Below are 26,915 nucleotides of genomic sequence, written 5' to 3' on the forward strand. Positions count from 1 at the left end.
AGACGGGCGAGCGAGGATTGCTCGCTCGCAAGGGCATTTAAATTGACCGAAGCGCACAAGCCCGGTATGATGCCTGTCTCTCGGGGCGTAGCGCAGCCTGGTAGCGCACCTGATTTGGGATCAGGTGGTCGGACGTTCGAATCGTCTCGCCCCGACCAGGAAAACGTAATAAGCATGCGGGTTAGCGGCGTAATCGCCACTAACCCGTTTTTGTTTTCTGGGTTTTTCGTAAGAATTTTGGTAAGAAAAAGTTGAGATTTGGACCATGTGGTGGGGCGTTCAAATCGTCTCGACCCGACCAGAAGTCCTCCCTTCACCCGGTTTTTCAATTCAGGAAACTCCCGCGAACCCGTCGTTGGCGTCCACAATCGTCATTTTTTGGCTACTTGCGCGCTGTAGCCAATATCAACATTGCCCATTCGAAGGCGCTTTTCCTTTTTATAACTTCCTACCAGAACGACGAAGTGTCATCTGTTGCGCTCAGTTGCAGTCCATTTGCCTATCCTTGACAGTAGTGAATTTCCAACTTACTTTTAGGAAATTTTACGAAGAGAAAGTTTCGTGCATCAAAGCTGAGAAATGGCATCAGTTCACGCAACGAGACACGCCTACAAGGAGAGGTTTCCCTATGGTTTCCCGCATAAAGAGAAGGCTGTTGCCCGTACTGATCACGTCGGTGCTCGCCGCTGGCAATGCATGGGCTGCTGACGCGCAGATGGAGAAAGCCCGCGTGATGCTGCGCGATGGCAAGCCGGCCGATGCGTACACGCTGCTCGAGAAACAGGAATTCGAGCGCGCCGGCGATGTGGAGTTCGATACGCTGATCGGCGTTGCCGCGCTCGATGCGGGCAAGGCGGATAACGCAACGCTCGCATTCGAACGCGTGCTGGCCGTTGATCCCAATGCCGCCGGTGTCCGCCTCGACATGGCGCGCGCTTATTTCGCCCTCGGTGATTATCCGCGCGCAAAACAGGAGCTGGACCTGGTGGCGCAGTTCAGCCCGCCGCCGGCGGCGCGCCTGATGATCGAGAAATATCGCCGTGCCATCGAAAAGCGCGAACAGGCGAAGCGGACCATTGTGACGGGATACGTGGAGGGCTTCGGCGGTTACGATACGAACATCACTTCGGTCGTGGGCGATTTCACCAATGCGGTGCTGTCCACCTACAACCTGCCGGGCTTCCTGCCGACCGGGAATGCGGTGAAGCGCAGCTCGGGCATTCTCGGCGCGGCGGGTGGCGTGGAGGTGACCCACCAGGCGACCGATACGATTTCGCTCTCGGCGGGCGCGGATGTGCGGCATCGCGAAGTGCTGAGGGCGCACAACTATGCGAGCGATCAGATCGACCTGCGTGCGGGCATCAGCTATGCGCAGGGCGCGAACCTGTATCGCGGCGGATTGACGCTGCAGGAATATCAGCAGCGCACCGATGTGCCGAGCGCGGACCGGCATTCCATCGGTCTTAACGCCGAATGGCGCCGCACGTTCAGCCCTTCCGACCAGGGCAGCCTGTTCGGCCTGGTGACGCAGCAGCGCTATCCGGACATTGCCGTCAATGACGTAAACACGTTTGCCGCCGGTGCGGCGTGGCTGCATCAGTTCAACGGTGCGCGCAAGCCATTGCTGTATGCAAGCCTGCTGACGGGGCAGGACAATGCGCAGAATCCGCTGTCGAACGGATCGAACTACGACAAGCGTTTCGTGAATGGCCGTCTTTATGCGCAGGTATCGATGAGCGAAAGCGCGGATCTGTTCGCCAGCATCGGTCTGCTCTATCGCGGCGACCGCTCGCCGTTCGCGCGTTCGACCAATGTTTCCTACGGCGGCGACCACACCAGCGATGTCACGCTCGGCTGGAACTGGCGGCCTGCGCCGAACTGGACGGTGCGACCGCAGGTGACTTACACCGAGAATCGCTCCAATATCGCCCTCAACGAATACCGCCGCACCGAGACGCTGGTGACGGTTCGCTACGACTTGCATTGAACGACGGGAAGCATCATGACAACAACCCGATATGAATCCATTCGACTGAAGGCTTTGTGCGTCGCGCTGGTGGCAGTGTACCCCGCGCTGGCGCTGGCAGGCGTGGCTGGCCATGTGCAGTTCGTCGCCGGCGACGTGCGCGTGACTGACGAGAAGGGCAAGGAACATGCGCTGCGCAAGGGCGAGGAGGTGAGCGAAGGCGATACGCTGCGCAGCGGCGCGAACGGCTCCGCGCAGCTGAAGATGATTGACGGCGCCATGGTCGCGCTGCGGCCGGGCACGGAGCTGAAGGTGATTGATTATGTCTTCAGCGACGAAGACGGCGGCAAGGAAAAGGCTTCCTTCTCGCTGGTGAAGGGCGGCCTGCGCGCCGTGACGGGCCTGATCGGCCGCGTCAACAAGGACCGCTACAAGATCGAGACACCGACGGCGGTCATCGGCATTCGCGGCACCGACCATGAGCCGGTCGTCGTGCTGCCTTCTGCAGCAGGAGCAGGAACGCCCGCCGGCACCTATGACAAGGTGAACGTCGGCGCGACCACGCTGACGAACCAGGCGGGCATGGCGGTGGTTGCAGCTAATCAGGTGGGCTTCGCGGCATCGCCCATGAACCAGCCGGTCATCCTGCCAAAGATTCCGGATTTTTATCGCGCAACCCCTGCGCCGAAACAAGAGCAAAAACAAGAGCGCGAGGAGAAGAAGGAGCAGACAGCGGCGAAGCAGGAGAGCGGCACTGGCGGCGACAGCGCGAGCAGCGACACGAAGGCTGCATCGACATCGGCTGCGACATCTGCCACGGCTACGACGTCCACGGCATCCGCTGCAACCCTCACGGGTGCCGATGCAAACGGCAACACGCTGAATCTGTCCAGCCAGGTCCTGACAACGTCGAGCGGCCAGTCGCTGAACCTGAATGGCGACGCGCTGAACATTCCTACGCAGCCTGCCATTCCGCATACTCAGGTGATCGCAACTTTCCCGGTCGTCGTGCAGGGCAGCGGCACGCAGCCGGGGCAGAGCTTTTCCTATCCGGGGGTGTATTACTTCGGCGGGCCTGCCTCGTCTGTGCAGCGCGATGCGGCAGGCAACATCACCGGCGTGAACGACAACGGTGCAGATGTAATCGATTACCGTTCGTCGCTGTCGCAGAGCGGCAGCACCATGGCCGATCTCGGCAAGGCTGCGACGGGTGGCGTGTCATGGGGGCGCTGGCAGGGCGGGCAGGTGACGCAGACGAGTCAGTACCTTGGCATGGACGCCAGCGGCAAATTCGGGCTGGGCGCCTACGATGCCTCGGGGAACTTCGTCGTCGGCGGCACGTCCACGACGGTCTCTGCACTTGGCAGCGGCAGCCTGCACTGGATCGCGGGCGATGTGGCTGCGCCGGTTCACCTGACGCAGGTGTTGACCGGCACGGCGAACTACAGCCTCGCGGGCGGCACCCGGCCGACGGATCAGCAGGGGAATGTCGGTACGCTCAACAGCGCAAGCCTGCACGTGAACTTCGGCACGCAGCTTGCGCGCGCCAATGTGAATTTGTCCATTGCGGGTGATAGCTGGGGCATGCAAAGCGGCGACATGCTGTTGAACGGCCCGCACTTCAATGACTACAGCGTGTGCAGTAGCACCTCTTGCACTTCCGGCGTCAGTGTCACGAAGAATGGCGTGGCGATGAGCACCACCGGCACGCCGACGACTGGTTTCGCCTTCGGCCACATCGATGGCTCGCTGCTCGGCTCGGGGCTGGCGAGCGCCGCCTTGCAATATTCGATACAGACGGCGACACCGACCACGCAAGTGGACAGTGCGAGTGGGCAGAGTTACACGACCTTCACCAACAACCTGATCCAGGGCGTGGCGGGATTCACCGGTCCGGCACAGGACGTCAACACGCCGTTCCGCGCGGTCGGCCTGACGGATGGTTGGAGCAACAGCTACGGTATCAAGAGTGATTCTCTGATAATGAATGACCCGACGGTCTACCGTGGCAGCATTGAAGCCAGCGAAGCGCCCGCGTCGCGCGTGGTCATCGGCGCGGACGGGCTGAACGAATTCCTTGGCGTGGCAAGCGGCCTTACGCCGGTGGGTGGAGGCAGCGCTGCGCAAGATACGGCGGCAACCATCAAGATCGGCTCCGCCATGAATCGCGATACCGGGTCCGCGACGATTGGCGGCGCGACCGTGTCGTGGGGACGCTGGGAGGGCGGCAGCATCGACATCTACAGCCGCGATGGCGCAGTCAGGCTGGGGACGATCGATAACAGCGGGCGCAGCGTGCACTGGATTGCCTCGCCTGTGCTGACCAGCATGGACACCTTCACCAGCCTGCCGCTGACCGGCACCGCCACGTACACGCTGGCCGGTGCGACCAGCCCCACTGACTTCAAGGGCAATACCGGCACGCTGAATTCGGTCACGCTGAGCGCGGATTTCACGAATGCCAGGGTCAATGCGGGTGTGAACGTCAGCTTCAACGCGCCGACCAACTCCAGCAACTGGACCATGAACGCAACCAACGTGCCGCTCAAGCCGGGCGACGGATTCAACTCCAGCACGATGCTCAATGGCGTGAACGGCATCACGCACACTGCAAGCTGCAGCGGACCGTCATGCGGCGCCCAGACTATCGGCAGCATCGATGGCGTGCTCGTCGGCGGCGCGCAGGGTGCGGTGGTCATGTACAACATGGCAACCGGCTCGACCACGACGTCTACTACCAGTCCGGGCAGTTCTACGTTCACGCCGGTCAATGCGGTGACAGGGTTGGCGGTGATGAAGCGGTAGTGTTGGTGCGTATGGCGAATGCAGTTCAGTTGAGCAGGCATCTGAAAGGATGCCGTCCCCGCGAAGGCGTACCGGTGTCAGGCATGATTTTGTTGACAACGCTCGCATGCGGGGGGAACGGCCATGACCCGTCCACCATTCCACCCGTCGTCCCCGCGAAGGCGGGGACCCATGGGGAAGTTGCGATCCTGCGCACAGTATTCAGATAGTCGTAGTTTGAAGCGGGTTATGGATCCCCGCCTTCGCGCACTGCTGTCCGGAATAATTTTGTTGACATGTTCATGAAAACAAGCTGGGTTGGATACGTGCCATGAGCTCGGCATATTGTCGTCGCTTGCGGTATTGCGAAGCATCGATTTCCGGACGTTGAAACAACGTGGCGCGTATCAAACACAAGCACACCCACAGGCTTTGTTTGAGCCCAGGTGCCTGCCTGTACAGCGCTACCAGAAGGTAACTGATGAGCGCGGTCAGCAATTGAATCCGCACGGCGTTTTCAGTACGCCCGAAGAATTTCTTGATCTTCAAATGCTGCTTGATCCATTTGAAGAACAATTCGATATCCCACCGTGCCTTGTAACGTTGCGCGATCTCCAAGGCGTCGCTGGTCAAGTCATTGGTCGCCAGCACCAGCGGCGTTGGCTTGCCGGCACGGGCAATCGTGATGCAGCGCAGCGGCTTGTCATAGTGATTGATGCGTTTGCCACCCTGCTGCTTGTACTTGAAGCGCACAATTCGGTCTTGCAGGACGATGCCGGTGGCCTCGGCGGCAATACGCCGTTCCTGTTCGACGCGCAAGCCGGCGTTGCGCTTGAAGCGCGTGACAAACTGCGCCCCCGCCAGATCGATGCGATGCCACCAGTTATAGTCGCAATAGCCCTTATCGAACACATACACCGCATCTTCCCGCAGCGGCACCTCGCCCGCCATTTCCACGTCGTTGACGTTGGCGGCACTGATGCCGTGCCACACCGGTGCGGCGACCGGCCTGGCGTACAGCACATGCAGCTTGATCCCCTGTGTATTGCGGGTTCGATTGGCCAATGTCTAGCGGTCGAATTCGTGCCCCTTCAGGGTGACCGAAGTCGAGTCCAGCAGATACATCAACTGCCGGGTTTCCTGGCGCAGTTGCCGTGAGACTTTTTGAATCAGCCACGCCACCGTGTCAGCAAAGACCACATCCTTTCGCGTTTCGTTGGCATCGGCCAGGGTGGCGCGCTTGATGCAGTCAGTCCCCAGATGATAGTGATGCGCCACCTGGCTGTTGAAGGCCGTTTCCAATGGACGCAGACCGGTTACCCCGCTCAACTGGGCATAGATCATCGCCACGAGATGATCCCAATGACCGAAACGCTTGCAGTATTTATCGCCATTGTGTTTCTTCACCAGGCGCTCGAACGCGTCGCGCGCCAGCCCCTTCATTAATGCGTGAAAAGTGTTTATCCTGAACATGTTGCAGGTTTGGTTTTTAAGTTGGCAAACAGGGGTATACACCTCGTAAACCAATACCTGCAACCCTCTCCAGCCTTGTCAACAAAATTATTCCGGACAGCAGTGCGCCTTCGCGGGGACGACAAGAGGAAAAGTCAGCTTTAACTGATTGGCATTGCCATCGTACGGTTTCCGGCCGCCCTTGCAGATGGTAGGGTGGGTTGAGCGAAGCGAAACCCGCCAATGCCTCGACTGCCGATAATGCAGCATCGATGCCCTTGCCGACGCAGTAATGGTGCGCACGGTGCACCCTATGTAATGATTTTGTTGACGACGCTCGCACGCGGAGGAAACAGCCATGCCCCGTCCACCCTTTCCCCCGTCGTCCCCGCGAAGGCGGGGACCCATGGTGGGGTTGCGATTCTGCGCACACTATTCAGATAGCCGAACTTTGAAGTGGGTTATGGATCCCGCGCCTTCGCGGGGACGACGAAAGGGAAAGTCAGTCATAACTGAATGGCGTTGCCATCGTATGGTTGCCTCCCCTGCAGGGGGAAGAAGCTTGACGGCGCTCCGCTCAATTTTTCTATCGCTTTGAAAAAATCCCCGAGCCATTTCCTCCCCCTTAGCGCAAGAACGACACACTCTCGATTTACCGTTTGCCATGCTTTGGCGACGCTGAGATAATCAGCACTCCCCATCATGTTGCGAGCGAGGAGACTTTGGCGTCTGCATGTAATACACGAGTGGCATTCCCGTATTCCGGCGGAGCTTTTGCATGAAAAGTCTCGATGAGCTCGTTGAAGTCATCGCCAGCGAAATCGGTCTCGACGCAAACGGAATAGAGCAGCGCAAGCAGGTCCTCGGCATTTTCGAGGCCGACATCGCGCTCTTGCAAAAGATTCACGTATTGCTGGCGCCGCACCAGCGTGCGCTAGTCGATTCCTTCCATCGCTACATCTACAGGTTCCCCGAGCTTCAGCCGCTTCTCGGCGACAAAGGCAACACCGAGCGCCTGAAGTGTGCGCAGGTGGAGTACTTCGATCGCCTGACCAACGGCGTCTACGACGCGACCTATGTCAAGGATCGCCTGCGCGTCGGCGTGGTACACCAGCGCATCGGGCTGGAACCGAAATGGTACGTGGGCGCTTACCGAAAGTATGTCACCGACGCGGTACCGATTCTTGCGGCGGCGATGCGCGATGAGCCCGGGCAGTTGTTTGCCGCGCTCAACGCGTTGCTGAAGGTCGTGTGCATGGACGTGGTGCTTACGCTCGACACCTATTTCCAGGCAGACCGCAAGGAAATCCTGCGTGCCAAGAATTACACCGAACAGATCGTCGCTTCGATGCCATCCGGCTTGATGGTGATTGGGGCCGACCTGACCATCCGTACCATCAATCGCGCCATGTGCCGCATGTTCGGCGTAGCCGACGAAGCGAAGGTGGCTGGTGCGCCGATTCGCGAGCTCGTCGACAGCCCTGCGCTTGCCGAGGGATTGCAGCAGGTGCTGGCGACTGGCAAGGACCGGCACGACCTGCTGGTGACGCTGGCCGATGGCGAGGCAGTGCGTCATTTCGAATTCGACATCTCCGGCGCTCTCATGGAAGAGGAGGGCGTGTTGCTGCTGATGGCGCAGGACATCACGGAGCGCGTGCGTTCGCAGGAAGAACTGCGCCGCTTCCGGATGGCACTCGACAGCTCCATCGATGCGGTGTACATCGTCGACCGTGAGCAGATGCGCATCATCGACGCCAACGAAACCGCACTGGTCACGCTCGGCTACACCTACGAGGAACTGCTGCGACTCGGCCCGCAGGATCTCAAGCCCGACGAAGGCGAACTCGAGAGAGTCAATCACCGCTTCGATGAAATCATTCGCAGCGTGAGCAAGACCGGCATCCTGCGCAGCGTCCACCAGCGCAAGGACGGGACGCGGCTGCCGGTGGAGGTGTATCTCAGGGCAGTGGAATCGGAGGGCCGGCAATTGCTGGTGGCCGTGGTGCGCGATATTACGGAGCGCCTGAAGGGCGAGGCGGTGCTGCGCGAAAGCGAGAATCGCTTCCGCGTGGCGTTCAACCAGGCTGCGGTCGGCCTTGCGCACGTCGCACCGGACGGGCGCTGGCTGATGGTGAACAGGAAGCTGGCCGAGATCATCGGTTACACCACGCAGGAACTGCTGGAAATGAGCTTCCAGGACATCACCCACCCCGAAGACCTGATCGGGGACTGGGCAGTGGTGCGTCGCATGGTCGACGGCGAACTGGAAGAGAAGACCTGGGAGAAGCGTTACCGCCACCGGAACGGCTATTACATCTGGGTCAACCTGACCACCTCTATCGTGCGTGGCGAGGATGGCAAGCCGAGGTATTTCAGCACGGTGATCGAAGACATTTCACGACGCAAGCAGATCGAAGAGGAACTGCTGCATGTCGCCAATTATGATGCGCTGACCAACCTGCCGAACCGCTCGCTGCTGCTGGACCGCCTGTCGCAGGCGCTGGTCTTCGCGAACCGCGGGGGCAGCCAGGTGGCGGTGATGCTGATTGACCTGGACCGTTTCAAGAACATCAACGACAGCCTTGGGCACGACGTCGGCGACAGGATCATCATCGAGGTAGCGCGACGCCTTGCGTTTGCCGTGCGTGCCGGCGATACCATCGCGCGCCTCGGCGGTGACGAGTTCGTCGTGATCTGGCCCGACATCGCCCATGAGAATGCGGCGGCGATCATGGCGCAGCAGATCCTCGAAGCGCTGGCCAATCCAATGACGATGCAAGGCCATGAGTTCTATCCGACTGGCAGCATCGGCATCAGCATGTTCCCGCGCGACGGGCATGATGCCCAGACCCTCCTGAAGAATGCCGATACGGCGATGTACCGCGCGAAGGACGCTGGCCGCAACAATTTCCAGTTCTATGCGCATGAAATGAATTCCAGGGCGCTCGACCGGCTGAAGCTGGAAAGCGGATTGCGCCGCGCGCTGGAGCGCGGCGAGTTTACGCTGCACTATCAACCGCAGATGGAGCTGTCCAGCGGCCGGTTCATCGGTGTGGAGGCGCTCCTGCGGTGGGCGCCACCTGGGCAGCCTGTGGTCTTCCCGGGCAACTTCATTCCCGTGGCGGAAGATACCGGGCTCATCGTGCCGATGGGGGAATGGGTGCTGCGCACTGCCTGCGCACAGGCTCGCGCATGGCGTGAGCAGGGCGCAATGCCGCCGCTCCAGATGGCGGTCAATCTGTCGGCGCGGCAGTTCAAGCAGCAGGACATTGTCAAGACCGTGTCGCGCGTGCTCGAGGAAACCGGTTGCCGCCCGCAATGGCTGGAGCTGGAAATCACCGAGAGCGTGATCATGGACAATCCGGAAGCTGCCGCCGAAACCTTGCAAAAGTTGAGCGACATGGGAGTGCGCCTGTCGATCGATGATTTCGGCACGGGTTATTCGTCGTTGAGCTACCTGAAGCGCTTTCCGATCGACTCGCTCAAGATCGATCGATCCTTCGTCAGGGACATCACCACCGATGCAGACGATGCCGCGATCGCCAAGGCCGTGATTGCGCTTGCCCACAGCCTGAAGATGAACGTGATTGCCGAAGGCGTCGAAACCGTAGAGCAGCTCGATTTCCTGCGTGCCCAACGATGCGATCAGGTGCAGGGCTACTACCTGAGCCGGCCGGTGCCGGTTGCACAGCTCGAGCAACTGATCGCGGCGGACGGATCACAGCCCCGGCCGGATTCTCATGAATCATCACCGGATCATTGAAAGCATGCGTCATTAGATATAATATCCGCACGTTTCGCGGCACTCGTGCTGCACGCGTGGGACAGGCGTGTTGTTGTTTTGATCAGCCGTCCGCCGTACCTCTTTCAAGCACTGCCCATAGCTCAGTTGGATAGAGCATCAGCCTTCTAAGCTGAGGGTCGCAGGTTCGATTCCTGCTGGGCAGGCCACCCATTTCCCCACCTGTATTACCGAAGCACTTCTCGTCGTTCAGCTCAACGCAGGGTGTGCCCCGCGCATCATTGCGGCTGGTGGACGCACCCCGCAACATCATCTCGACGGTCTACCGCTCGACGGACAGATTCTTGTCATGCGTCACGGATTTTTGAATCCGGAGCATCGTTGCATGCGGCTTTTGCGAACATGAGTTTACGTATTGCAACAGTCAAGGCAAAATGGTCACAGGTTTCTCCCGGTTATCGCCGGATGAGTATGTGGATGCCGATCCGGCACGCCACGCTGCTGCCACGCCCTCACACAGATACACCCGATGCCTGATGACCACCTGATCAACTCGGTAAACAAACACTACCTCGACAAGGTGATGAATCTTGCCGAGGAAGCCGATATCAAGGCGACTGAAGACATCTACGATGCTCGCGGCATGAAGCTGGTGGCCAAGGGCGCGCGGATTTCGCGCAGCCTGCAGGAGCGGCTGATCATGCGCCGCCTGAGCAAACCGTTCGAATCCAGCATTGCGGTCGATTCCGGCGTTGACATCGATGCCGTCGCCACCGAGGCGCAGCGCATCGTCGATACGCTTGCTCCTGTTCGTGCCTTGCTCGGGCTGGTCGAAACCGGCCCGTCGCCATTGCAGATCCTGTCCGAGCTGAAGTTCGGCAGCGCCATGAGCACCATGCTTACCATCATCGAGCGCGGCGGCCAGGCGGCGTTGCAGCATAGCGTGATGGTCAGCCTGGTATCGATTTGCCTGGCGAGGAAATTCGGCCTTGGGAGCCAGGACCAGACGGTTGTTGCACTGGCCGGCCTGCTGCACGACATCGGCGAACTGTATATCGATCCGGAGTACCTGCATTCGAACCGGCGCCTGTTTCCGCATGAATGGCGGCATGTGGTTGTCCACCCGCGCATCGGCCAGATGCTGATCGAAGGCCTGGAGAACTATCCCGCGGCAGTCGCACAGGCCGTGTTCGAACACCATGAACGCTTCGACGGCGGTGGCTATCCGCGCCAGGTGTCCGGCACACAGATCAGCGCCCCGGGGCAGGTGATCTCGGTCGCGGAAATGATTTCGGGGATTTTGACGAGCAAGGACAAGCCGCTGGAGCGTGCAGTGATGGCATTGAAGATCATCCCCGGCGAACACCCGCGTGAACTGGTTTCTACCGTCTCGGCGGCGATGCACAAGGAACGCGAAGAATCCGGTGCCGACAAGGGTGAGGCAGGGATGCCGTCCGGCGAGGAAAAGCAGCGCGTGCAAGCCTTGTATTCGCACCTCGACGCGGTGTTGCAGGAAGAACAGAAGCTGCAGCAATCGGCCACGCTGCGCTCAAAAAAGGCAAGCCAGATTTTGTCCGCGGCACTGGAGCGCACCAGCTGCATCCAGCGCGCTATCAGCAGCACTGGCCTGGACGTCTGCCTGGAACAGGCCGCCGGCATGTTCGAATCTCGCAGCACTGAAATCCTGTTCGAGACGACAGTCGCAGTAAGCGAAATCGAATGGCGCATGCGCGACCTCGCGCGCGACGTCGCATTGCAGGCGTCATCGCTGGAAGCACAGGAAGCTGAAACCTTGCAAGCGCTGATTACGCTGCTGGACGGTGAGCATTAGGCTTTTTGGTTGTCCACGAAAGACACGAAAAACACGAAAGTGGAAATGATGTTTCTCGTGTCGTTCGCGGGCGCGCAATGGTGCTGGCTAGTGCTGGCACCTCAACCCGTCGTTCCCGCGCAGGCGGGAACCCATAGGTCGGTTGACATGCCTATATCCGGGTTCACATCACCTCAGAATGAGTTCCCGCCTGCGCGGGAACGACGATGTGAAAGGAGGGGGGATTCAACGCTGTCACGAGATTTTGCCCTCTGCCTAGCCAATCTTCCCGCATTCCGTTTGATAGCGCTCTTCCGCGCGGCGTGCTTTTCTCTTCGCAGTGGCCGCTGATTTTCCCGTGGCGGAGGCGGCGTCCTCATCAGCCCATTTCTTGTGCAACGCCAGCCTCGTGCAGGCCTTGTGCGCGGCGGCTTGCGCACGCGCCGCACTCCGGCGTTCCTTGTCTTCCTGCCGCTCGCTCTTGTGGCGGGCATCTTCGAGCTGCTTCAGTTTTTTCCTGTCCTGCAGGGCCTGCTGATGCGCGTCGGCGGCATCGGCAGGCGCAACGCCACGGATATTCAGCACCTTCGCATCGGGACAGGGCATGTCGCTGTAGCGCACGCTGCCATCCGATTCGCACTTATAGATGGCAAAGGCGGGCGCCGCACACGAGAGCACGGCAATGAACAGCAAAACCTGACGCACGAGTGATTTCTTCATACGACCTTCCCCGGATTCATCAAACCCAGGGGGTCGAGCGCCTGTTTGATCGTGCGCATCAGGTTCATTTCGAGTTCCGACTTGTACTGCATAATTTCATTGCGCTTCAACGCGCCCAGTCCATGCTCGGCCGAGATCGAGCCGCCGAAGCGATGCACGCTGTCGTGTACCACGCGATTGATTTCCGTCTGGTGCGCGATGAAGGCATCCGGAGATCCATGCTCCGGCGGTGAAACGTTGTAATGCAGGTTGCCGTCGCCGAGATGGCCGAAGGTCACCATGCGGCAGCCGGGAAAATTTTTCTCCAGTTCGACGTCGGTGGTGCGAATGAAATCGCCGATGCGCGAAATCGGCACCGAGATATCGTGCTTGATGTTCTTGCCTTCATCCGCCTGCGCCAGCGGAATGTGTTCGCGCAGGCTCCACAAGGCTTTCGACTGGGCGATCGACGAAGCAACGGCGGCGTCCTGGATCACGGCCTGTTCGAGTGCAACGGTGATCAGGTCTTCCAGCATCGCGTTGGCATGCTCTTCCGACTCGTTGTCGGAGAGTTCGAGCAGCACATACTGCGAATAATTCTGTGGGAAGGGCAGGCGCATGTGCGGATAGTGCTTGTTGACGAGCCGCAGGCAAAAATCGGACATCAATTCGAAACCGGTCAAGGCCGGGCCGCACTTTTCCTGCGCGATCGAGAGCAAGCGCAGTGCATCGTCCGGCGACGGCATTGCGGCCAGCGCCGTCAGTTGCGCCTTGGGCTGTGGGAAGACTTTCAATACAGCCGCGGTGATGATGCCAAGCGTCCCTTCCGCACCGATGAAGAGGTCGCGCAGGTCGTAGCCGGTGTTGTCCTTGCGCAGTCCGCGCAGGCCGTTCCACACCTCGCCTTGCGCGGTCACGACTTCCAGTCCGAGGCAGAGCTCGCGCGTATTGCCGTACCTGAGCACGGCGGTGCCGCCCGCATTGGTGGAAAGGTTGCCGCCGATCGTGCAGCTGCCTTCTGCCGCAAGCGATAGCGGGAACAGGCGCCCTGCATCGGACGCCGCGTTCTGGACCTGTTCGAGAATGCAGCCGGATTCCACCGTCATGGTGTTGTTGATCGTATCGACTGCGCGGATGCGGTTAAGCCGGGTCAATGACAGCACGATGGCGTTGCCGCTCTGGTCCGGTACGCTGCCCAGTACCAGGCCGGTGTTGCCGCCCTGCGGCACGACTGGTACGCGGAACTGGTTGCACAGGCGGACGACCGCAGCGACCTCTTCGGTCGAGCCGGGTTTGACAACGGCCAGCGCCTTGCCGGTGAAACGCTTGCGCCAGTCGGTGAGGTGCCCCGCCATGTCGGATGGATCGGTAATGACATGGGCGGCGCCGATCGTCGTGCGGCATTGCTGAAGGAAATCGTTCATTTCGATGCTTTTTGAATCGCCTGCTGCGCAATCTTTTTCGCAGCCTGCTTGAAGGGACGCAGATAGAAAATGGTGCAGAAGAAAAAGACACAGGTCAGCGCGACCTCGACCCATCCGAGCGTGGCGGACAGGCCCTTGTCGCTGGTGGCGCGCACGATGCCTTCCGTGAAGTAGAGCAGGATGAGCATGGACGACCATTGCATGGTGTAGATGTCGCGCTTGAGCACACCGCGCAGGGGCAGCAGTAGCGGAATCACTTTCAGCACCAGCCATGAGCCGCCCGGGCGCAAGGGATCGAGCACGAGTTCCCATGCCACGCAGAACAGGATCAGCAGCACGAGGCTGACGGCGGAGCCATAGTAAAGCGTTGTTTGCATGCGGTTTTGCATCATGCGCCTCTCAGTCTCGCAGCGGTTTCCGCAAGCCGGCGTCCCAGGGCGACCGCCAGCAGGTGCGTGTCGGGGGAGACAGCGTTCGTGCCGCTGCCGCCCGCCCAGTGGCTCGCGCCATAGGGTGTGCCGCCGCTGGTAGTGGTCATCAGTTCAGGATGCGTATAAGGCAGGCCGAGCAGCAACATGCCGTGATGCAGCAGGGGAAGCATCATCGACAGGAGCGTTGCTTCCTGCCCGCCATGAATGCTGCCGGTCGAGGTGAACACGCAGGCGGGCTTTCCGGCCAGCGATCCCGACAGCCATTGCGCGGAGGTGCCGTCCAAAAAATATTTCAGCGGTGCAGCCATGTTGCCGAAGCGCGTAGGCGATCCGAGCGCGACGGCGGCACATTCCTCCAGGTCGCGATGCTCGGCATAAGGCGCACCGTCCTTCGGAATGTCAGGTTCGATTGCCTCGGTGACCGTGGAAACGGCGGGGACGGTGCGCAGGCGCGCTTCGCAACCGGGGACGCTTTCGATTCCCCGAGCGATCAGCTCTGCCAGTTTGCGTGTTGATCCGGTGCGGGAATAATATAGGACAAGGATTGTGAGCTCAGGCGAATTCATGCTTGCTATTATAGGACGCTTTATGACCACTCCCGTCTGGCCACAATGAAGCCGCAGCCCGTTCGACCGATGTTTCCGTTCAACCTGGCGATCTTCCGCAACTTTCCGCTGGAAGATGTGCGCGGCCTGTTCCAGTTCGCGCGCCGCCGCCTGAACGAGGAACGCTTGCCGCAGGTGGCGGGCAGCCTTACCTTCACCACCGTGCTGGCGCTTGTGCCGATCCTCACCATTGCCTTCGCGATCTTCACCACTTTTCCGCTCTTCAATACCTTCCGTGCGTCGCTGGAGGCGTATTTCATCAAGAGCCTGATGCCGAGAACCATTGCCAGCACCATCCTCGGCTACCTGAACCAGTTCGCCAGCAAGGCAACGCGCCTGTCGGCGATCGGCGCGATAGGCCTGATCCTGACGGCAATCGTCATGATGCTGACCATCGACCGTGCCTTCAACCACATCTGGCGGGTGAAGGCGACGCGGCCTTTCATCCAGCGCCTTCTCATCTATTGGGCCGTGGTCACGCTCGGGCCGCTGCTGGTCGGCGTGTCGATCACGTTCACGTCGGAAATGTTTTCCGCGACCAGCGGCCTTGGCATGAATTTCCCGTTGATCGGCGCCATTTCTTATACGCTGGTTTCAGTCCTGCTGACAACAGGGGCATTCACCATGCTGTACATCGCGGTGCCCAACCGCTTCGTGGACTGGCGCGATGCGGCCTGCGGAGGATTCCTTGCCGCGGCCGCATTTGAAATCGCCAAGCGCATCTTCGTCATCTTCCTGACGAAATTTCCTACCTACACCATCATCTACGGCGCGCTGGCGGCGATGCCCATCTTCCTGCTGTGGCTTTACCTGTCGTGGCTGATCACGCTGATCGGTGCGGTGCTGGCGGCCGCGTTGCCGGTCGTGAAGTACGAACGCTGGTGGCACGTTCCCACGCCCGGCAGCGCCTTTGTGGATGCGATGGCCGTGCTGGAAGTCCTGTACGGCGCACGCAAGAACAACGCCAGTGCCGCCATCGACGCGCGCGCCATCCGCACCATAACGCGGCTCGGCTTCGACGAGTCCGAGGTCTTGCTGCAACGCATGCTGGAGGCGGGCTGGGTCGGGCGGATCAAGACCGAATCACCGAAGCGCGTGCAGTTCGGCAAGTGGATCCGGGAGGGGCTGGATACCTGGGTGCTGCTCGCCAATCCGGAGCAGTTGAAACTCGCTGACGTGTATCGGCTGTTCGTGTTCAACACGGCAAGCAATCCGACGCTCGCCAGGCAGGTGGAAAGCGCGATGGAGCAGGGCCTCGGGCAGACCCTGGCCTCCCATTTCTCTAGAACGACGCCTGTCCGGTCAGCATCTGCCAGTACATCAGCCAGTCAGCCATGAAGGAATAGATCGGGTGGCGCAGCGTCACGGGCTGGTTTTTGGCGAAGACGAAATGGCCGATCCAGGAAAAGCCGTAACCGCAGCCGAAGGCCCCGGCAAGCCACCACAGGTTGCCACTCAGGAGCAGTACGCCAAGGCAGAATATCGCGAGCGTTGAGCCGGTGAAGTGCAATTCGCGGCAGGCCCGGTTTGCATGCTCGTTCAGGTAGACCGGGTAGAACTCCCGGAACGACGCATATTCCTTCCGCAGGACGTTTGCCATGATGACCTCCTCCGAGACCGCTCGATTTCAGCTTAGTCTGAATATTGCCGAGATGCAACTAAAATCCCGTTGCGAAATTTGAGTTGCATCCCTTGATGGTGTCAGCGCCGCATGAAGTCGTACAAGGCATCCAGCACCGCATCCGGTTGCTCGGCCATCAGCGAGTGGCCGCAGTTGTCGATCTGGACAACCTGACAACCCGCAATGGCCTTCGTCAAGGTCGCCGTTGCCTTGGGCGGCGTCATCATGTCGCGCTTGCCGAGCAAGAGCAAGGTGGGGCAGGCCACTGAATGTGCCGCTGCTTCGCCGTTCGCATACGCATTGCAGGCGGAAAAATCGGTATAGAACACCTGTGCCGGATTTTTCCGCGCGATGTGCTGCATCAGACGCTGGCTACCGTTCATCACGTAGAAGCCGGGGCCGGGGCAGGACGGTTTCTGCGCGATCGAGGTGTGCGACCAGATGTTGACCATATCGATGGCCACCTGCTCCTGGTTTTTCGATGCGTCGAGCAGAGCATCGGACACCCTCATTGGATAGGCGGTGCCGACCAGCGCCAGGCGGCTGATGCGCTCCGGCGCACGGAATGCGGATTCCAGCGCGATCAGCGATCCCATGCTGTGGCCGACCAGCGATGCCTTTTGCACGCCGGCCGCATCCAGCAGCGCAAGCAGCCAGTCGGACATCGCCTCCACGCTTGGCAGGGGCGCGCCCTTGCTGCGGCCGTGACCGGGCAGATCCACTGCCAGCACGCCGAAACCGTGGTGTGCGAAATAACGCGTCTGCAGGATCCATACTGAATGGTCGTTCTGCGCGCCGTGGATGAAGACGACGGTGGGCAATTCCGGATTGAACGGCTTGCCGCCGGTATAGCAATACGCTTCCTGTCCCTGGACGTTGAGCAGCATGTCACGCTCCCTTCTGCGCGGCCTTGAGCCCGCGCTGCAGATCTTCGATCAGGTCATCCGGATCTTCCAGTCCGATCGACAGCCGCATCGTGCCTTCGGTAATGCCCGCAGCTGCGAGCTGATCGGTCGGCACGCGGAAGTGCGTGGTCGAGGCAGGATGGATCACCAGTGACTTGGCGTCGCCGACATTGGCCAGGTGCGAGAATAGCTTGAGCGATTCGACGAAGCGCCGTCCTGCGGCACGGTCGCCCTTGAGGCTGAAGGAAAACACCGCACCGCAGCCCTTCGGCAGCAATTGCTGCGCGAGCGCATGGTCGGGATGCGATTCGAGTTCCGGATAGGCAACCGCATCGACCGCCGGATGCGAGGACAGAAATTCCACGATCCTGCGCGTATTCGCCACATGCCTGTCCATGCGCAGGCTGAGTGTTTCGATGCCTTGCAGGATCGCGAAGGCGTTGTGCGGGCTCATGATGGCGCCGAAGTCGCGTACTCCTTCGCGCCGCGCGCGCAGGGAGAATGGCGCCACCGTCGATTCCTCGGTGAACACCATGCCGTGGAAGCCGTCATAGGGTTCGCACAATTCCGCGAAATGGCCGGTTTTTTCATAGGCAAGCTGCCAGTCGAAAGTGCCGCCGTCGACCAGCAGGCCGCCCATCGCTGTGCCGTGGCCACACAGGAATTTTGTCGCCGAGTGGAAGACCAGGTCGGCGCCGTGGTCGAAGGGGCGCAGCAGATAGGGCGTGGTGAAGGTGGAATCCACCATCAACGGCAGGTAGTGCTCATGCGCGATCTGCGCGAGCTTCGGTATGTCGAGCACATCGAGGCCGGGATTGCCCAGCGTTTCGCCGAACAGCACTTTCGTGTTCGGCCGGATGGCATTGCGCCAGGCATCGAGATCGCGCGGATCGACAAAGGTGGTGTCGATACCGAAGCGCTTCATCGTATAGGCGAGCAGGTTCTGCGAACCGCCATACAAGGCGCGCGAGGCGACCACGTGCGAACCGGCGCCGGCAATGGTTGCCAGCCCGAGGTGCAGCGCGGCCTGGCCGCTGGCCACGGCGATGCCGGCAACGCCGCCTTCGAGAGCGGCGATGCGTTCTTCGAGCACCGCATTGGTCGGGTTGGAGATGCGTGAATACACATGGCCGGCGCGCTCCATGTTGAACAGCGACGCGGCGTGGTCGGAATCCTTGAAGACGAATGACGTCGTCAGGTAAATCGGCGTGGCCCGCGCGCCAGTGGCGGGATCGGGTGCCGCGCCGGCATGCAGGGACAGGGTATCGAACCCTGGATATTGGGGGGCGCTCATTGGAATCGTCTCCGAAACTTGTCCTGGATCAGTTTTCTGTACAGCCTCTTGAAGCCTTGCAATCCTAGCACCGAACCGGCATTCGAGCTGTCATGGCGGCGACAGCGGTGCGCTGGATTTTTCGTGCCGCTTAGGCTACATTTCAAGGGCGACAACAACAACTCAACTGCTGGGACGACCTCATGAAAGTTTCCGAAATCCTGAAAGTCAAAGGCGACATTCTGTACACGGTCACGCCGGATAAAGCGATGGCGGAGGCCATCGAGATCATGGCCGAGAAAGACATCGGTTCGCTGGTCGTGATGGAGTTCGGCGAGCTGGTCGGCATGCTGACCTTCCGCGAAGTGATGCAGACCCTGTACAAGAACAAGGGAACGATCGGCGCCGATACCGTGCGCAAGCACATGGACGATCATCCGATCACCATTACCCCCGACACCGACGTCAACGAAGTGCGCCGCCTGATGCTGGAGCGGCATGCGCGCTATGTGCCGATCGTGGATGCGAAAACCCTGCTCGGCGTGATTTCCTTCTATGACGTCGCCAAGGCAGTGTTCGAAGCGCAGAGCTTCGAGAACAAGATGCTCAAGGCGTATATTCGCGACTGGCCTGCCGAGGGCGACGAATAAGCAGATCAGTGCATCATGCACGTGTTGCCGAGCCGTTCATGGAACAGACCATGAACGGCTTTTTCATTTTGATCCCACGTATTGCATCGCGACGGGCTTGCCTGCCGGGTGCGAGGAAAGGATAACCAGCATGCATATCGCCATCATCGGCGCCGGTTTGGCGGGATTGGTTTGCGCACAACGACTCCAGGCGCAAGGACACAGCATCGTTGTCTATGAACGCGACAACCATGTCGGCGGACGCATGGGAACGCGCCAGACCGAGCTGGGCGGATTCGATCACGGCACGCAGTACTTCACCGCATCCAGCGAACGCTTTCGCAAGGAAGTGGCAGGATGGCAAAAGGCTGGCTGGGTGCTGCCGTGGCAGGGCCGGCTGGCCGCAATCGAGAACGGGAAGGCGAAGCCTGCCGGACATGCGGATCGCCATCGACGCTTCGTTGCAGTGCCCGGCATGGCGGCGCTCGGCGAACATCTGGCGCAAGGGATCGATGTACGTACGGGGCAGAACATCCGGCGCGTCGAGCGTTACGGCGAGCAATGGCTGCTTGCCGTGCAATCCGACACGGTTCCCATCGATGCCAGCGCCGGCCCGTTCGATGCGGTGATCGTGGCCGCTCCTGCGGACCTCGCGCGACTGTTGCTGCAACCGGTATCGACGCTGGCCGAACGGATCGGCGAGGAGCACCTTGCACCGTGCTGGGCCTTGATCCTCAGCTTCGAGCAGGCCCTCGACCTTGGTTATGACGGTGCATGGATCAAAGGCTCGCGCCTGAAGTGGATCGCTCGTGACACCTCCAAACCGATGCGCCGCCCTGGCGAGCACTGGATCGGACATGCATCGCCGGAGTGGAGCGAGGAGCACCTGCACGACGACCCCGAGCGGGTCAAGGAGAAGCTGCTGCGCGCGTTCCATGAAGCGACCGGGTCGCTGGTGCAACCCGTATTCGCCGATGTGTATTGCTGGCGCCATGCGCAGGCAACCAGCACGCTGCCCGGCGATTGCCTGTGGGATGCCGCGGCACGCATCGGCGCCTGCGGCGACTGGTTCGCGGCCGGGCTGGACGGCGCAGGACGTGCCGAGAACGCTTGGCTGAGTGCCTCGGCGTTGGCGGATACGGCCGTGTAAGCTGCGGTATCATCTCGCGACTTTCCACAAAGCGCGCCCAAGCCAGCGGCACGCCGCGACACTTGCGCCATTCTTCGTACGGGCACCGGTGCGGCGTGCCCGCGCAGGAAGGCACGCTTTTCACAAAACGGTCAACGAGATGAGCCAACCCAGTCAATTTTTATTGCTTGCACAACGACGCTTCGGCCCGTTCTTCTTGACGCAGTTTTTCGGCGCGTTCAACGACAACGTCTTCAAGACCGCTCTGATCACCATCCTCACCTACGAGGCGCTCAACTGGACAACACTGGAACCGGCTCTGCTCAACAACCTCATTCCAGGCCTGTTCATCCTCCCCTTCGTGATGTTCTCCGCAACGGCCGGTCAGCTTGCCGACAAGTTCGAAAAGTCCGCGCTGGCGCGTTACGTCAAGCTGCTGGAAATCGCCATCATGGTCATCGCGGCATTCGGCTGGATGATGCACAACCTGTGGCTGCTGCTCGCTGCCGTAGCAGGCATGGGGATGCATTCCACACTGTTTGGTCCGGTCAAGTATGCGTATCTCCCTCAGCACCTGCATTCCGAAGAACTGGTCGGCGGCAACGGCGTGATTGAGATGGGCACCTTCGTCGGCATCCTGCTCGGCGAAGTGCTGGGTGCGATGCTCGTGGTGCACAAGCCCTGGGGCATCGAACTGGTGTCGTTCGGAACGGTCGCAATTGCGGTGGCCGGCTGGATGTTCAGCCGTCGTATTCCACTCTCGCCGGCACCCGAGCCGGGGCTGAAGATCAACTGGAACCCGCTGAGCGAAATGCTGCGCAACATCCGCTTCACGCGCCAGAACCGTCCGGTTTTCCTGTCGGTGCTCGGCAATTCCTGGTTCTGGTTCTACGGCGCGCTCATCCTCGCGCAATTCCCGGTGTACGCGAAAGACTATCTGCATGGCGACCACAGCATCTTCGTGCTGCTGCTCACCGTGTTCTCGCTCGGTATCGGTGCCGGATCGCTGCTGTGCGAACGGCTGTCGGGGCGCAAGGTGGAAATCGGCCTTGTGCCCTTTGGATCGATCGGCCTGTCAGTGTTCGGCGTCGATCTTTATTTCGCCAGCTTAAGTTATGCCAATTCGATACTGGTCGATGTCGCCGGCTTCCTCACACAGCACGGTAGCCTGCGTATCCTGTTCGACATCGTGATGATCGGTGTCTTCGGCGGCTTCTACATCGTGCCGCTATTCGCACTGATCCAGACGCGCTGCGACCGCAAGCATGTCTCGCGCACGATTGCCGGCATGAACATCATCAATGCCCTGTTCATGGTGGTCGCTGCGTTGTTCGCGATGGTCCTGCTGAAGATGGGCTACACCATCCCGCAGATCTTCATGGCGACCGCGCTGCTGAACGCAGTGGTTGCGGTCTACATCTTCTCGCTGGTGCCGGAATTCCTCATGCGCTTCCTGGCATGGCTGCTGATCCACACCATTCATCGAGTGCAGGCAGTCGACACCGATCGCATTCCGGAAGAGGGCGCCGCTGTGCTGGTCTGCAACCACGTCAGCTATGTCGATGCCATCGTCATCATGGCTGCCAGCCCACGACCGATTCGCTTCGTGATGGATCACCGCATCTTCAGGATCCCGCTGCTGTCCTGGATCTTCAGGACGGCAAAGGCGATCCCTATCGCGCCGGCCAAGGAAGACCCGTGGCTGATGGAGAAGGCGTTCATCGATATTGCGCAGGCGCTGCACGAAGGTGAACTGGTCTGCATCTTCCCCGAGGGGAAGCTCACCTCCACCGGCGAAATGAACGAGTTCAAGAGCGGCATCCGCAAGATCCTCGACCGCACGCCGGTGCCGGTGATCCCGATGGCCCTGCGCGGGCTGTGGGGAAGCCTCCTGACGCGCAGCCCCGGCAATCCCTTCGAACGCTCGTTCAGGCGCGGACCGTTCTCGCGGCTCTCGCTGGTGGTCGGCAATGCGGTGGAGCCGGCGCAGGCGACGCCGGAAATGCTCCATGAACAGGTGCGGGCGTTGCGAGGCGACTGGAAGTAAACCTACACCGAGGAGTAGTCCCGCGGCATGACGGAGCTGGGATAGGTAGGGAAATATTGCAAAAATAGCATCGTTCGGGGTAGCATTCGATGCAGTTTTGATAATTATTTCCCTGTCGTCACCCTTGCCCCGATTCCATGTCCAATCCCGAAATGACGGCCGCACCGCCGGGTTCGAATTCATCCTCCCTCTTCACCCAGCTCGCCGCTGTAACCGGACCCGGCCGGCAGGCTTTCCTGAACAGTCTTTCGCAACACGCGCGACTGATTTCGATGGATACGACGCTCGAAGCCGGCGCGTTCGTTGTCGAAAGTTTCTCGGGACGCGAGGCGATGTCCGCATTGTTCCGTTTCGATGTCAACTGCCTTGCCACCTCTGCCCATGTCGAACTCAAGACCTTGATCGGGCACGAAGCGGGCTTGCGCATCCTGCTCGCGGATGGCCGCAATCATGTCCTGCATGGCATCGTGAGCGAAGCCGCACACCTGGGCAGCGACGGTAGTCTCTCCAGTTATCGCCTCACGCTCGTGCCCTGGATGCACATGCTCACGTTGCGACGCGACAGCTTCGTATTCCAGGACAAGACCGTGCTGGAAATCCTTGAGGAGACCTTCAAGGATTACCCGAACGCCTGCTATCGCTTCGATGTCACGGCTGCGCTTCCCAGACGCTCGATCGCCATCCAGTATCGCGAAACGGATTTTGATTTCGTCGCGCGCTTGCTGGCGGAAGAGGGGTTGAATTTCTTCTTTGAACACGATGCCGCCCAGGCGCGTCACAGGCTGGTCGTCTTTGACGACAATGCCGTGCTGGAGCCATGCGGGCAGCAGGCGATCCGTTTTCATCGTGCCGATGCCACAGAGACATCCGATACCATCACGCACTTCACCGAGCGGCGCGAGGTGCACGCCAATGCAGTCACCCTCACGAGCTGGGATTACAAGGGTCTTGCCGCGATAGGGGCGGAAGACTCTGCTTCCTTCACCGCCGCAGCGATGCCTGCATTGGAAATCCATGAAGGTGCTGCCGCTTATCGTTTTCGCGATGCCGGCGAAAGCGTGCGGATCGCCCGGGCGCGGGCCGAATCGCTGGAACTCGCCCATCATGTCATTCGCGGCGAAGGCGCAGTGCGGCAGATCTCAGTCGGAACGTGGTTTGCCTTGCGCGGGCATCCCGATGCGGATGGCGAATACGTCGTGCTCTCGATCGAACACCGTGGCGCAAACAACTTTGGCAGCGGTGTTGCAGACTTCACGCAGGAAACCCGCATCGAGCACGGCACGTATCGCAACCAGTTCACCTGCATTCCACGCCTGACCTCTGTCCGGCCTGCCTATCACTTTCCAAAACCCATCGCGCCAGGCATGCAGACCGCTCTGGTGGTCGGCGTTCGCGGCGAGGAAATCACGACCGAGCGTGACCACCGCATCAAGATACAGTTCCCCTGGCAGCGCGGGGTACGGCCTTCCCCCGGCCAGTTCGAACATCCTTCAGCGTCGAATGCGCCCGGTGATGACACTGCTGGAACCTGGGTTCGTGTCGCGCAACCCGCCGCAGGCGCAAACTGGGGTGCGAGCTTCGTTCCCCGCATAGGACAGGAAGTGTGCGTGGATTTTATCGGTGGCGACATCGACAGGCCGGTTGTCATCGGCCAGTTGTACAACGGTGCCGACCTGCCGCCCTTTCACGGCGCGGACAACCATCCGGGCGCGCTGTCGGGGATCAGGACGAAGGAATATGCGGCGAGCGGTTTCAACCAATGGGTGACGGATGATACGCCGGGCCAGTTGCGCCAGAGCCTCGCCTCGACCTATGCCGCAAGTCAGCTGAACATCGGCTATCTGATCAGCCAGGATGGCAATTGTCGCGGCGCCTATCGCGGCATAGGTTTCGAACACGCCACCGATGCATGGTCAGTGCTACGTGCCAGGCGCGGGCTGTTTCTGACGACGGCGCCGCGCACCGGCGCCACATCCGCCCAACTGGATACGCAAGAAGCACAAGAAAAGCTTGCCGCCTCATGTGAGATGGCGAAAACGCTTGCGGACATGGCGAATCGCCATCATGCCTTGCCTCCCGCCATCGCAGAGAACTTGCAGCACTTTGCCAGCAATATCAACGGCATCGAAAGCATCGAAGGGCATCAGGCGCCGCGATTCGAGCAAGCCGTCGCACTGTTCGACAGCCAGACCGGTACCGGCATTGTGACGCCCGCTTCTTCCATCCTGAACGCGGGGCGCGACATGACCATGACAACCGCCTCATCCATGCGCGCCACCGCAGGGCAGGCTGTTTCCATTGTGGCAGCGAAGGCTGCTTCACTGTTTTCGCACGAAGGCGGGGCAAAGGTGATCGCGGCAAGGGAGAAGGTATCCGTGCAGGCTCACACCGGGCCGATGGACCTGCTAGCGGACCAGGAGCTGACGGTTACATCGAGCAACGGGAACATCAAGCTCCAGGCAAAAGAGGAAATCCTGCTGGCGTCGGGGGGCGGGTATATCCGGCTTGCGGGCACGAATATCGACATCCATTGCCCGGCGTCGGTGTCGGTAAAAGGTGTGACACATGAATTCCTCGGCGCCGGGAGCGTCGCTACTTCCTTCCAGAGCTTGCCGGATACACGAGCCAGGATGTTCGATGAATAATTCCGGGCTTTGGACAGAGTGACGGGCGCTCCGATTGCGGGGCTTCCCTACAGAATCAGAATGCCGAACGGGACGGTCTTGTCAGACACGACAGATGAGGATGGCCGAACCATGCATGTTGCCACGGCAGAGGCCGAGGCATTGCATCTGTTCTTCGACACGATTGCGGACGACGATTACTTATTGGATGAAAGCGACTGAAATGGCGCAGGAGAAACCTGTCATGACTGGGAAAACCAACAGCCGGCCAGAATCGATCGTGGACGTGCGGGTCAGCCCAAAGCGCAGAGTCACTTACGTTTTCAACATCGCAGCAACCAGCAAGGACTTGAACCTGCCGTATGCGGTTGCTGTGAATTCACATCAACCGCCAACAGCTGCGCGGCAGCGGTCCACAGTCAGGGAATGTCAGCGAGAACGAAAAGAGATTGTTCAAGGAATATGAGGCCGCGGAGACGGAGACAAAACGCAGCAAGGCCGGCCGCGCGGCAGCACAGAATGATTACTTGAAAGGGAAATCGGATCCGTCGCGGGTGAAGGACTTGAAGGAGCGCATGGACTCGGCAATGGAGCGCGAGAAAATCACAATCGGAACAGAACGGAAAGCCAAACGAGAGTGGAGCAAGGAGCGTGACTAGAATGAGCCTGTTGAGATGCGTACCTTACGTGCCCGGCTCGAGCAATCAAATGATGTCTTCCAGCTCTTCGACCCTTGGTATATGGACGCGAACACCCAAGATGCCATCCCGCCTGAGCCGAACGAACAGCGCAGTGCTAATGAAAAACTGCATGCGCATCATCTTCATATCACAGTGAATGAGCCGAAAATCCTATGAGATCCTGGATCCCTATCAAGGCACTTGCCGTGATGCTGCTTTTCCCTGTCTTTGTCTTCGGACAAGGCGTCGCGCCACCTAATGCCGACCCGGACTCGTCCCATGACTGGGTGGACCGCCCTTGGAATATTCGCTACTTTCTTTCGATAAGGCCGGAAAGCGACTTGCGAATTGCTGTCAAGATTGCAAGAGCAGAAGAAAATCCCTCCAACGAAAAGAGGGGGGCAATATATCGGCGCTACGAAACCATTTTCGGGGCGACATCGAACATACCAATGAAGGGGGAGGACGAAGGGCTGATGGCGATTGCGATTACATTCGATCGCAGCGGACAGGTACTTTCTCCGCATGAAGGCATGCAACCCTTGATCGGAAAGCGGAACCGGCTGAGAGAGATCGTCCTTGCGTCGCCTGGTACTGACAATCCTCTCCTATACGATCTTGGCTACTGGTTCATGGGCCTGCCCGGCGATCAACTCCTTTTCTCGCCGGCGCTGTGTTCGTTGTCCGACGACCACCGTTACCAAAAGCATTTCAGCCGCGACTTCGTCTCAAGGTACAGCAGCGACGGGAATTTCGGTTGCCGCGAATGGACCTATCAGCTCTATGATCATGACCGGCCTTACATCGATATGACCTCCTATCAAAAAGACGGAGCCTACATCAAGGAGCTCATTGGCTGGTCGCGTTTTGAAGACCCGCCCAAACCGGTGATAGGCAAACACGACAAGACCTGGTACTGCCTGTATGAATGTCCGAACGGCGAAGCGGCGGGCGTCATCCCGGACATTGCAGCCTGGTCGAAGCGGCATGGTTTTCCGCTACCGAAACGGCCCAGGAAGCAGCCGATGTTTCCCCATGCAGATTTCTCGCAGTATGTGAATGATTAAAAGCCCTCCGAAATGGGCTCCAGGGGG

22 protein-coding genes and 2 tRNA genes are annotated in these 26,915 nt (G+C 60.0%); 15 read left to right on the forward strand and 9 right to left on the reverse strand.

The genetic code is table 11. The annotated features are described in order from the left end of the window. Nucleotides 1-81: 81 nt before the first annotated feature. The 3 genes from VJ698_RS08990 (at nucleotide 82) to VJ698_RS09000 (ending at nucleotide 4,771) form a co-directional block, all read left to right on the forward strand. Nucleotides 82-158, forward strand: a tRNA-Pro gene (locus tag VJ698_RS08990). Nucleotides 159-655: 497 nt separating this feature from the next. Further along, nucleotides 656-1,987 (forward strand): tetratricopeptide repeat protein, encoded by a 1,332-nt coding sequence (locus tag VJ698_RS08995; protein WP_324102401.1) that lies wholly within the window; start codon nucleotides 656-658, stop codon nucleotides 1,985-1,987. Between the two features lie 15 nt (nucleotides 1,988-2,002). After that, complete coding sequence (locus tag VJ698_RS09000; protein WP_324102402.1) at nucleotides 2,003-4,771, forward strand: FecR family protein; 2,769 nt, start codon at nucleotides 2,003-2,005, stop codon at nucleotides 4,769-4,771. A gap of 279 nt (nucleotides 4,772-5,050) precedes the next feature. Here VJ698_RS09000 and VJ698_RS09005 read toward each other — a convergent pair whose 3' ends face one another. Both VJ698_RS09005 and VJ698_RS09010 read right to left on the reverse strand, forming a co-directional pair. Then, entirely contained in the window at nucleotides 5,051-5,815 is a 765-nt protein-coding gene (locus VJ698_RS09005; protein WP_324102403.1) for an IS4 family transposase, read from the reverse strand. 3 nt (nucleotides 5,816-5,818) lie between these two features. Further along, nucleotides 5,819-6,286, reverse strand: a complete 468-nt coding sequence (locus VJ698_RS09010; protein ID WP_324102404.1) for a DUF4372 domain-containing protein — start codon at nucleotides 6,284-6,286, stop codon at nucleotides 5,819-5,821. A 694-nt stretch (nucleotides 6,287-6,980) separates the two neighbouring features. Between VJ698_RS09010 and VJ698_RS09015 the strand changes: the two genes are divergently transcribed. The 3 genes from VJ698_RS09015 (at nucleotide 6,981) to VJ698_RS09025 (ending at nucleotide 11,775) form a co-directional block, all read left to right on the forward strand. After that, entirely contained in the window at nucleotides 6,981-9,965 is a 2,985-nt protein-coding gene (locus VJ698_RS09015) for an EAL domain-containing protein (protein WP_324102405.1), read from the forward strand. A 111-nt stretch (nucleotides 9,966-10,076) separates the two neighbouring features. Then, nucleotides 10,077-10,153: transfer RNA gene (locus VJ698_RS09020), tRNA-Arg, on the forward strand. A gap of 320 nt (nucleotides 10,154-10,473) precedes the next feature. Then, nucleotides 10,474-11,775 (forward strand): HD-GYP domain-containing protein, encoded by a 1,302-nt coding sequence (locus tag VJ698_RS09025; RefSeq protein WP_324102406.1) that lies wholly within the window; start codon nucleotides 10,474-10,476, stop codon nucleotides 11,773-11,775. A gap of 255 nt (nucleotides 11,776-12,030) precedes the next feature. Here VJ698_RS09025 and VJ698_RS09030 read toward each other — a convergent pair whose 3' ends face one another. The 4 genes from VJ698_RS09030 to wrbA are packed head-to-tail and all read right to left on the reverse strand — an operon-like array spanning nucleotide 12,031 to nucleotide 14,874. Then, the gene (locus tag VJ698_RS09030; RefSeq protein ID WP_324102407.1) at nucleotides 12,031-12,474 is read right to left on the reverse strand and encodes a DUF4124 domain-containing protein; all 444 of its coding nucleotides are present in this window, start codon (nucleotides 12,472-12,474) and stop codon (nucleotides 12,031-12,033) included. After that, nucleotides 12,471-13,877, reverse strand: coding sequence for an FAD-binding oxidoreductase (locus VJ698_RS09035; RefSeq protein WP_324102408.1), 1,407 nt, complete (start codon nucleotides 13,875-13,877; stop codon nucleotides 12,471-12,473). Before VJ698_RS09035 ends, VJ698_RS09030 begins: the two co-directional genes overlap by 4 nt. After that, entirely contained in the window at nucleotides 13,874-14,254 is a 381-nt protein-coding gene (locus VJ698_RS09040) for a DUF2069 domain-containing protein (RefSeq protein WP_324102409.1), read from the reverse strand. The genes VJ698_RS09035 and VJ698_RS09040 overlap by 4 nt, the downstream gene beginning before the upstream one ends. Before the next feature lie 11 nt (nucleotides 14,255-14,265). Then, on the reverse strand, nucleotides 14,266-14,874 hold the full coding sequence (gene wrbA / locus VJ698_RS09045) for an NAD(P)H:quinone oxidoreductase (protein ID WP_324102410.1): 609 nt from the start codon (nucleotides 14,872-14,874) through the stop codon (nucleotides 14,266-14,268). Nucleotides 14,875-14,943: 69 nt separating this feature from the next. On the opposite strand from wrbA, the gene VJ698_RS09050 reads away from it, so the two are divergent. Further along, entirely contained in the window at nucleotides 14,944-16,251 is a 1,308-nt protein-coding gene (locus tag VJ698_RS09050; RefSeq protein WP_324102411.1) for a YihY family inner membrane protein, read from the forward strand. Here the strand turns inward: VJ698_RS09050 and VJ698_RS09055 are convergent. From VJ698_RS09055 to VJ698_RS09065, 3 genes are all read right to left on the reverse strand, one after another. Beyond that, on the reverse strand, nucleotides 16,196-16,513 hold the full coding sequence (locus VJ698_RS09055) for a DUF962 domain-containing protein (protein WP_324102412.1): 318 nt from the start codon (nucleotides 16,511-16,513) through the stop codon (nucleotides 16,196-16,198). The genes VJ698_RS09050 and VJ698_RS09055 overlap by 56 nt on opposite strands. A 101-nt stretch (nucleotides 16,514-16,614) precedes the next feature. Further along, on the reverse strand, nucleotides 16,615-17,421 hold the full coding sequence (locus tag VJ698_RS09060; RefSeq protein WP_324102413.1) for an alpha/beta hydrolase: 807 nt from the start codon (nucleotides 17,419-17,421) through the stop codon (nucleotides 16,615-16,617). 1 nt (nucleotide 17,422) lies between these two features. Next, entirely contained in the window at nucleotides 17,423-18,733 is a 1,311-nt protein-coding gene (locus VJ698_RS09065; RefSeq protein ID WP_324102414.1) for an O-acetylhomoserine aminocarboxypropyltransferase, read from the reverse strand. A 182-nt stretch (nucleotides 18,734-18,915) separates the two neighbouring features. On the opposite strand from VJ698_RS09065, the gene VJ698_RS09070 reads away from it, so the two are divergent. The 8 genes from VJ698_RS09070 to VJ698_RS09105 all read left to right on the forward strand — a co-directional run bounded on the left by VJ698_RS09070 (nucleotide 18,916) and on the right by VJ698_RS09105 (nucleotide 26,888). Then, the gene (locus tag VJ698_RS09070; RefSeq protein ID WP_324102415.1) at nucleotides 18,916-19,362 is read left to right on the forward strand and encodes a CBS domain-containing protein; all 447 of its coding nucleotides are present in this window, start codon (nucleotides 18,916-18,918) and stop codon (nucleotides 19,360-19,362) included. A gap of 130 nt (nucleotides 19,363-19,492) precedes the next feature. Continuing rightward, complete coding sequence (locus tag VJ698_RS09075; RefSeq protein WP_324102416.1) at nucleotides 19,493-20,491, forward strand: NAD(P)/FAD-dependent oxidoreductase; 999 nt, start codon at nucleotides 19,493-19,495, stop codon at nucleotides 20,489-20,491. Nucleotides 20,492-20,630: 139 nt separating this feature from the next. Beyond that, nucleotides 20,631-22,517, forward strand: a complete 1,887-nt coding sequence (locus VJ698_RS09080) for an MFS transporter (RefSeq protein ID WP_324102417.1) — start codon at nucleotides 20,631-20,633, stop codon at nucleotides 22,515-22,517. Nucleotides 22,518-22,654: 137 nt separating this feature from the next. Continuing rightward, a complete protein-coding gene (locus tag VJ698_RS09085; RefSeq protein WP_324102418.1) occupies nucleotides 22,655-25,162 on the forward strand; it encodes a type VI secretion system Vgr family protein in 2,508 nt (835 codons plus the stop codon). A gap of 60 nt (nucleotides 25,163-25,222) precedes the next feature. Further along, nucleotides 25,223-25,363 (forward strand): hypothetical protein, encoded by a 141-nt coding sequence (locus VJ698_RS09090; protein ID WP_324102419.1) that lies wholly within the window; start codon nucleotides 25,223-25,225, stop codon nucleotides 25,361-25,363. A 227-nt stretch (nucleotides 25,364-25,590) separates the two neighbouring features. Continuing rightward, nucleotides 25,591-25,800, forward strand: a complete 210-nt coding sequence (locus tag VJ698_RS09095) for a hypothetical protein (RefSeq protein ID WP_324102420.1) — start codon at nucleotides 25,591-25,593, stop codon at nucleotides 25,798-25,800. A 15-nt stretch (nucleotides 25,801-25,815) separates the two neighbouring features. After that, nucleotides 25,816-25,998 carry a hypothetical protein gene (locus tag VJ698_RS09100; protein ID WP_324102421.1) on the forward strand — a complete coding sequence of 61 codons (183 nt, stop codon included), beginning with the start codon at nucleotides 25,816-25,818 and terminating at the stop codon, nucleotides 25,996-25,998. Continuing rightward, complete coding sequence (locus VJ698_RS09105) at nucleotides 25,995-26,888, forward strand: hypothetical protein (RefSeq protein ID WP_324102422.1); 894 nt, start codon at nucleotides 25,995-25,997, stop codon at nucleotides 26,886-26,888. The genes VJ698_RS09100 and VJ698_RS09105 overlap by 4 nt, the downstream gene beginning before the upstream one ends. Nucleotides 26,889-26,915 lie beyond the last annotated feature (27 nt).

It is taken from the genome of Noviherbaspirillum sp. (genome assembly GCF_035254685.1).
GTDB lineage: Bacteria > Pseudomonadota > Gammaproteobacteria > Burkholderiales > Burkholderiaceae_D > Noviherbaspirillum.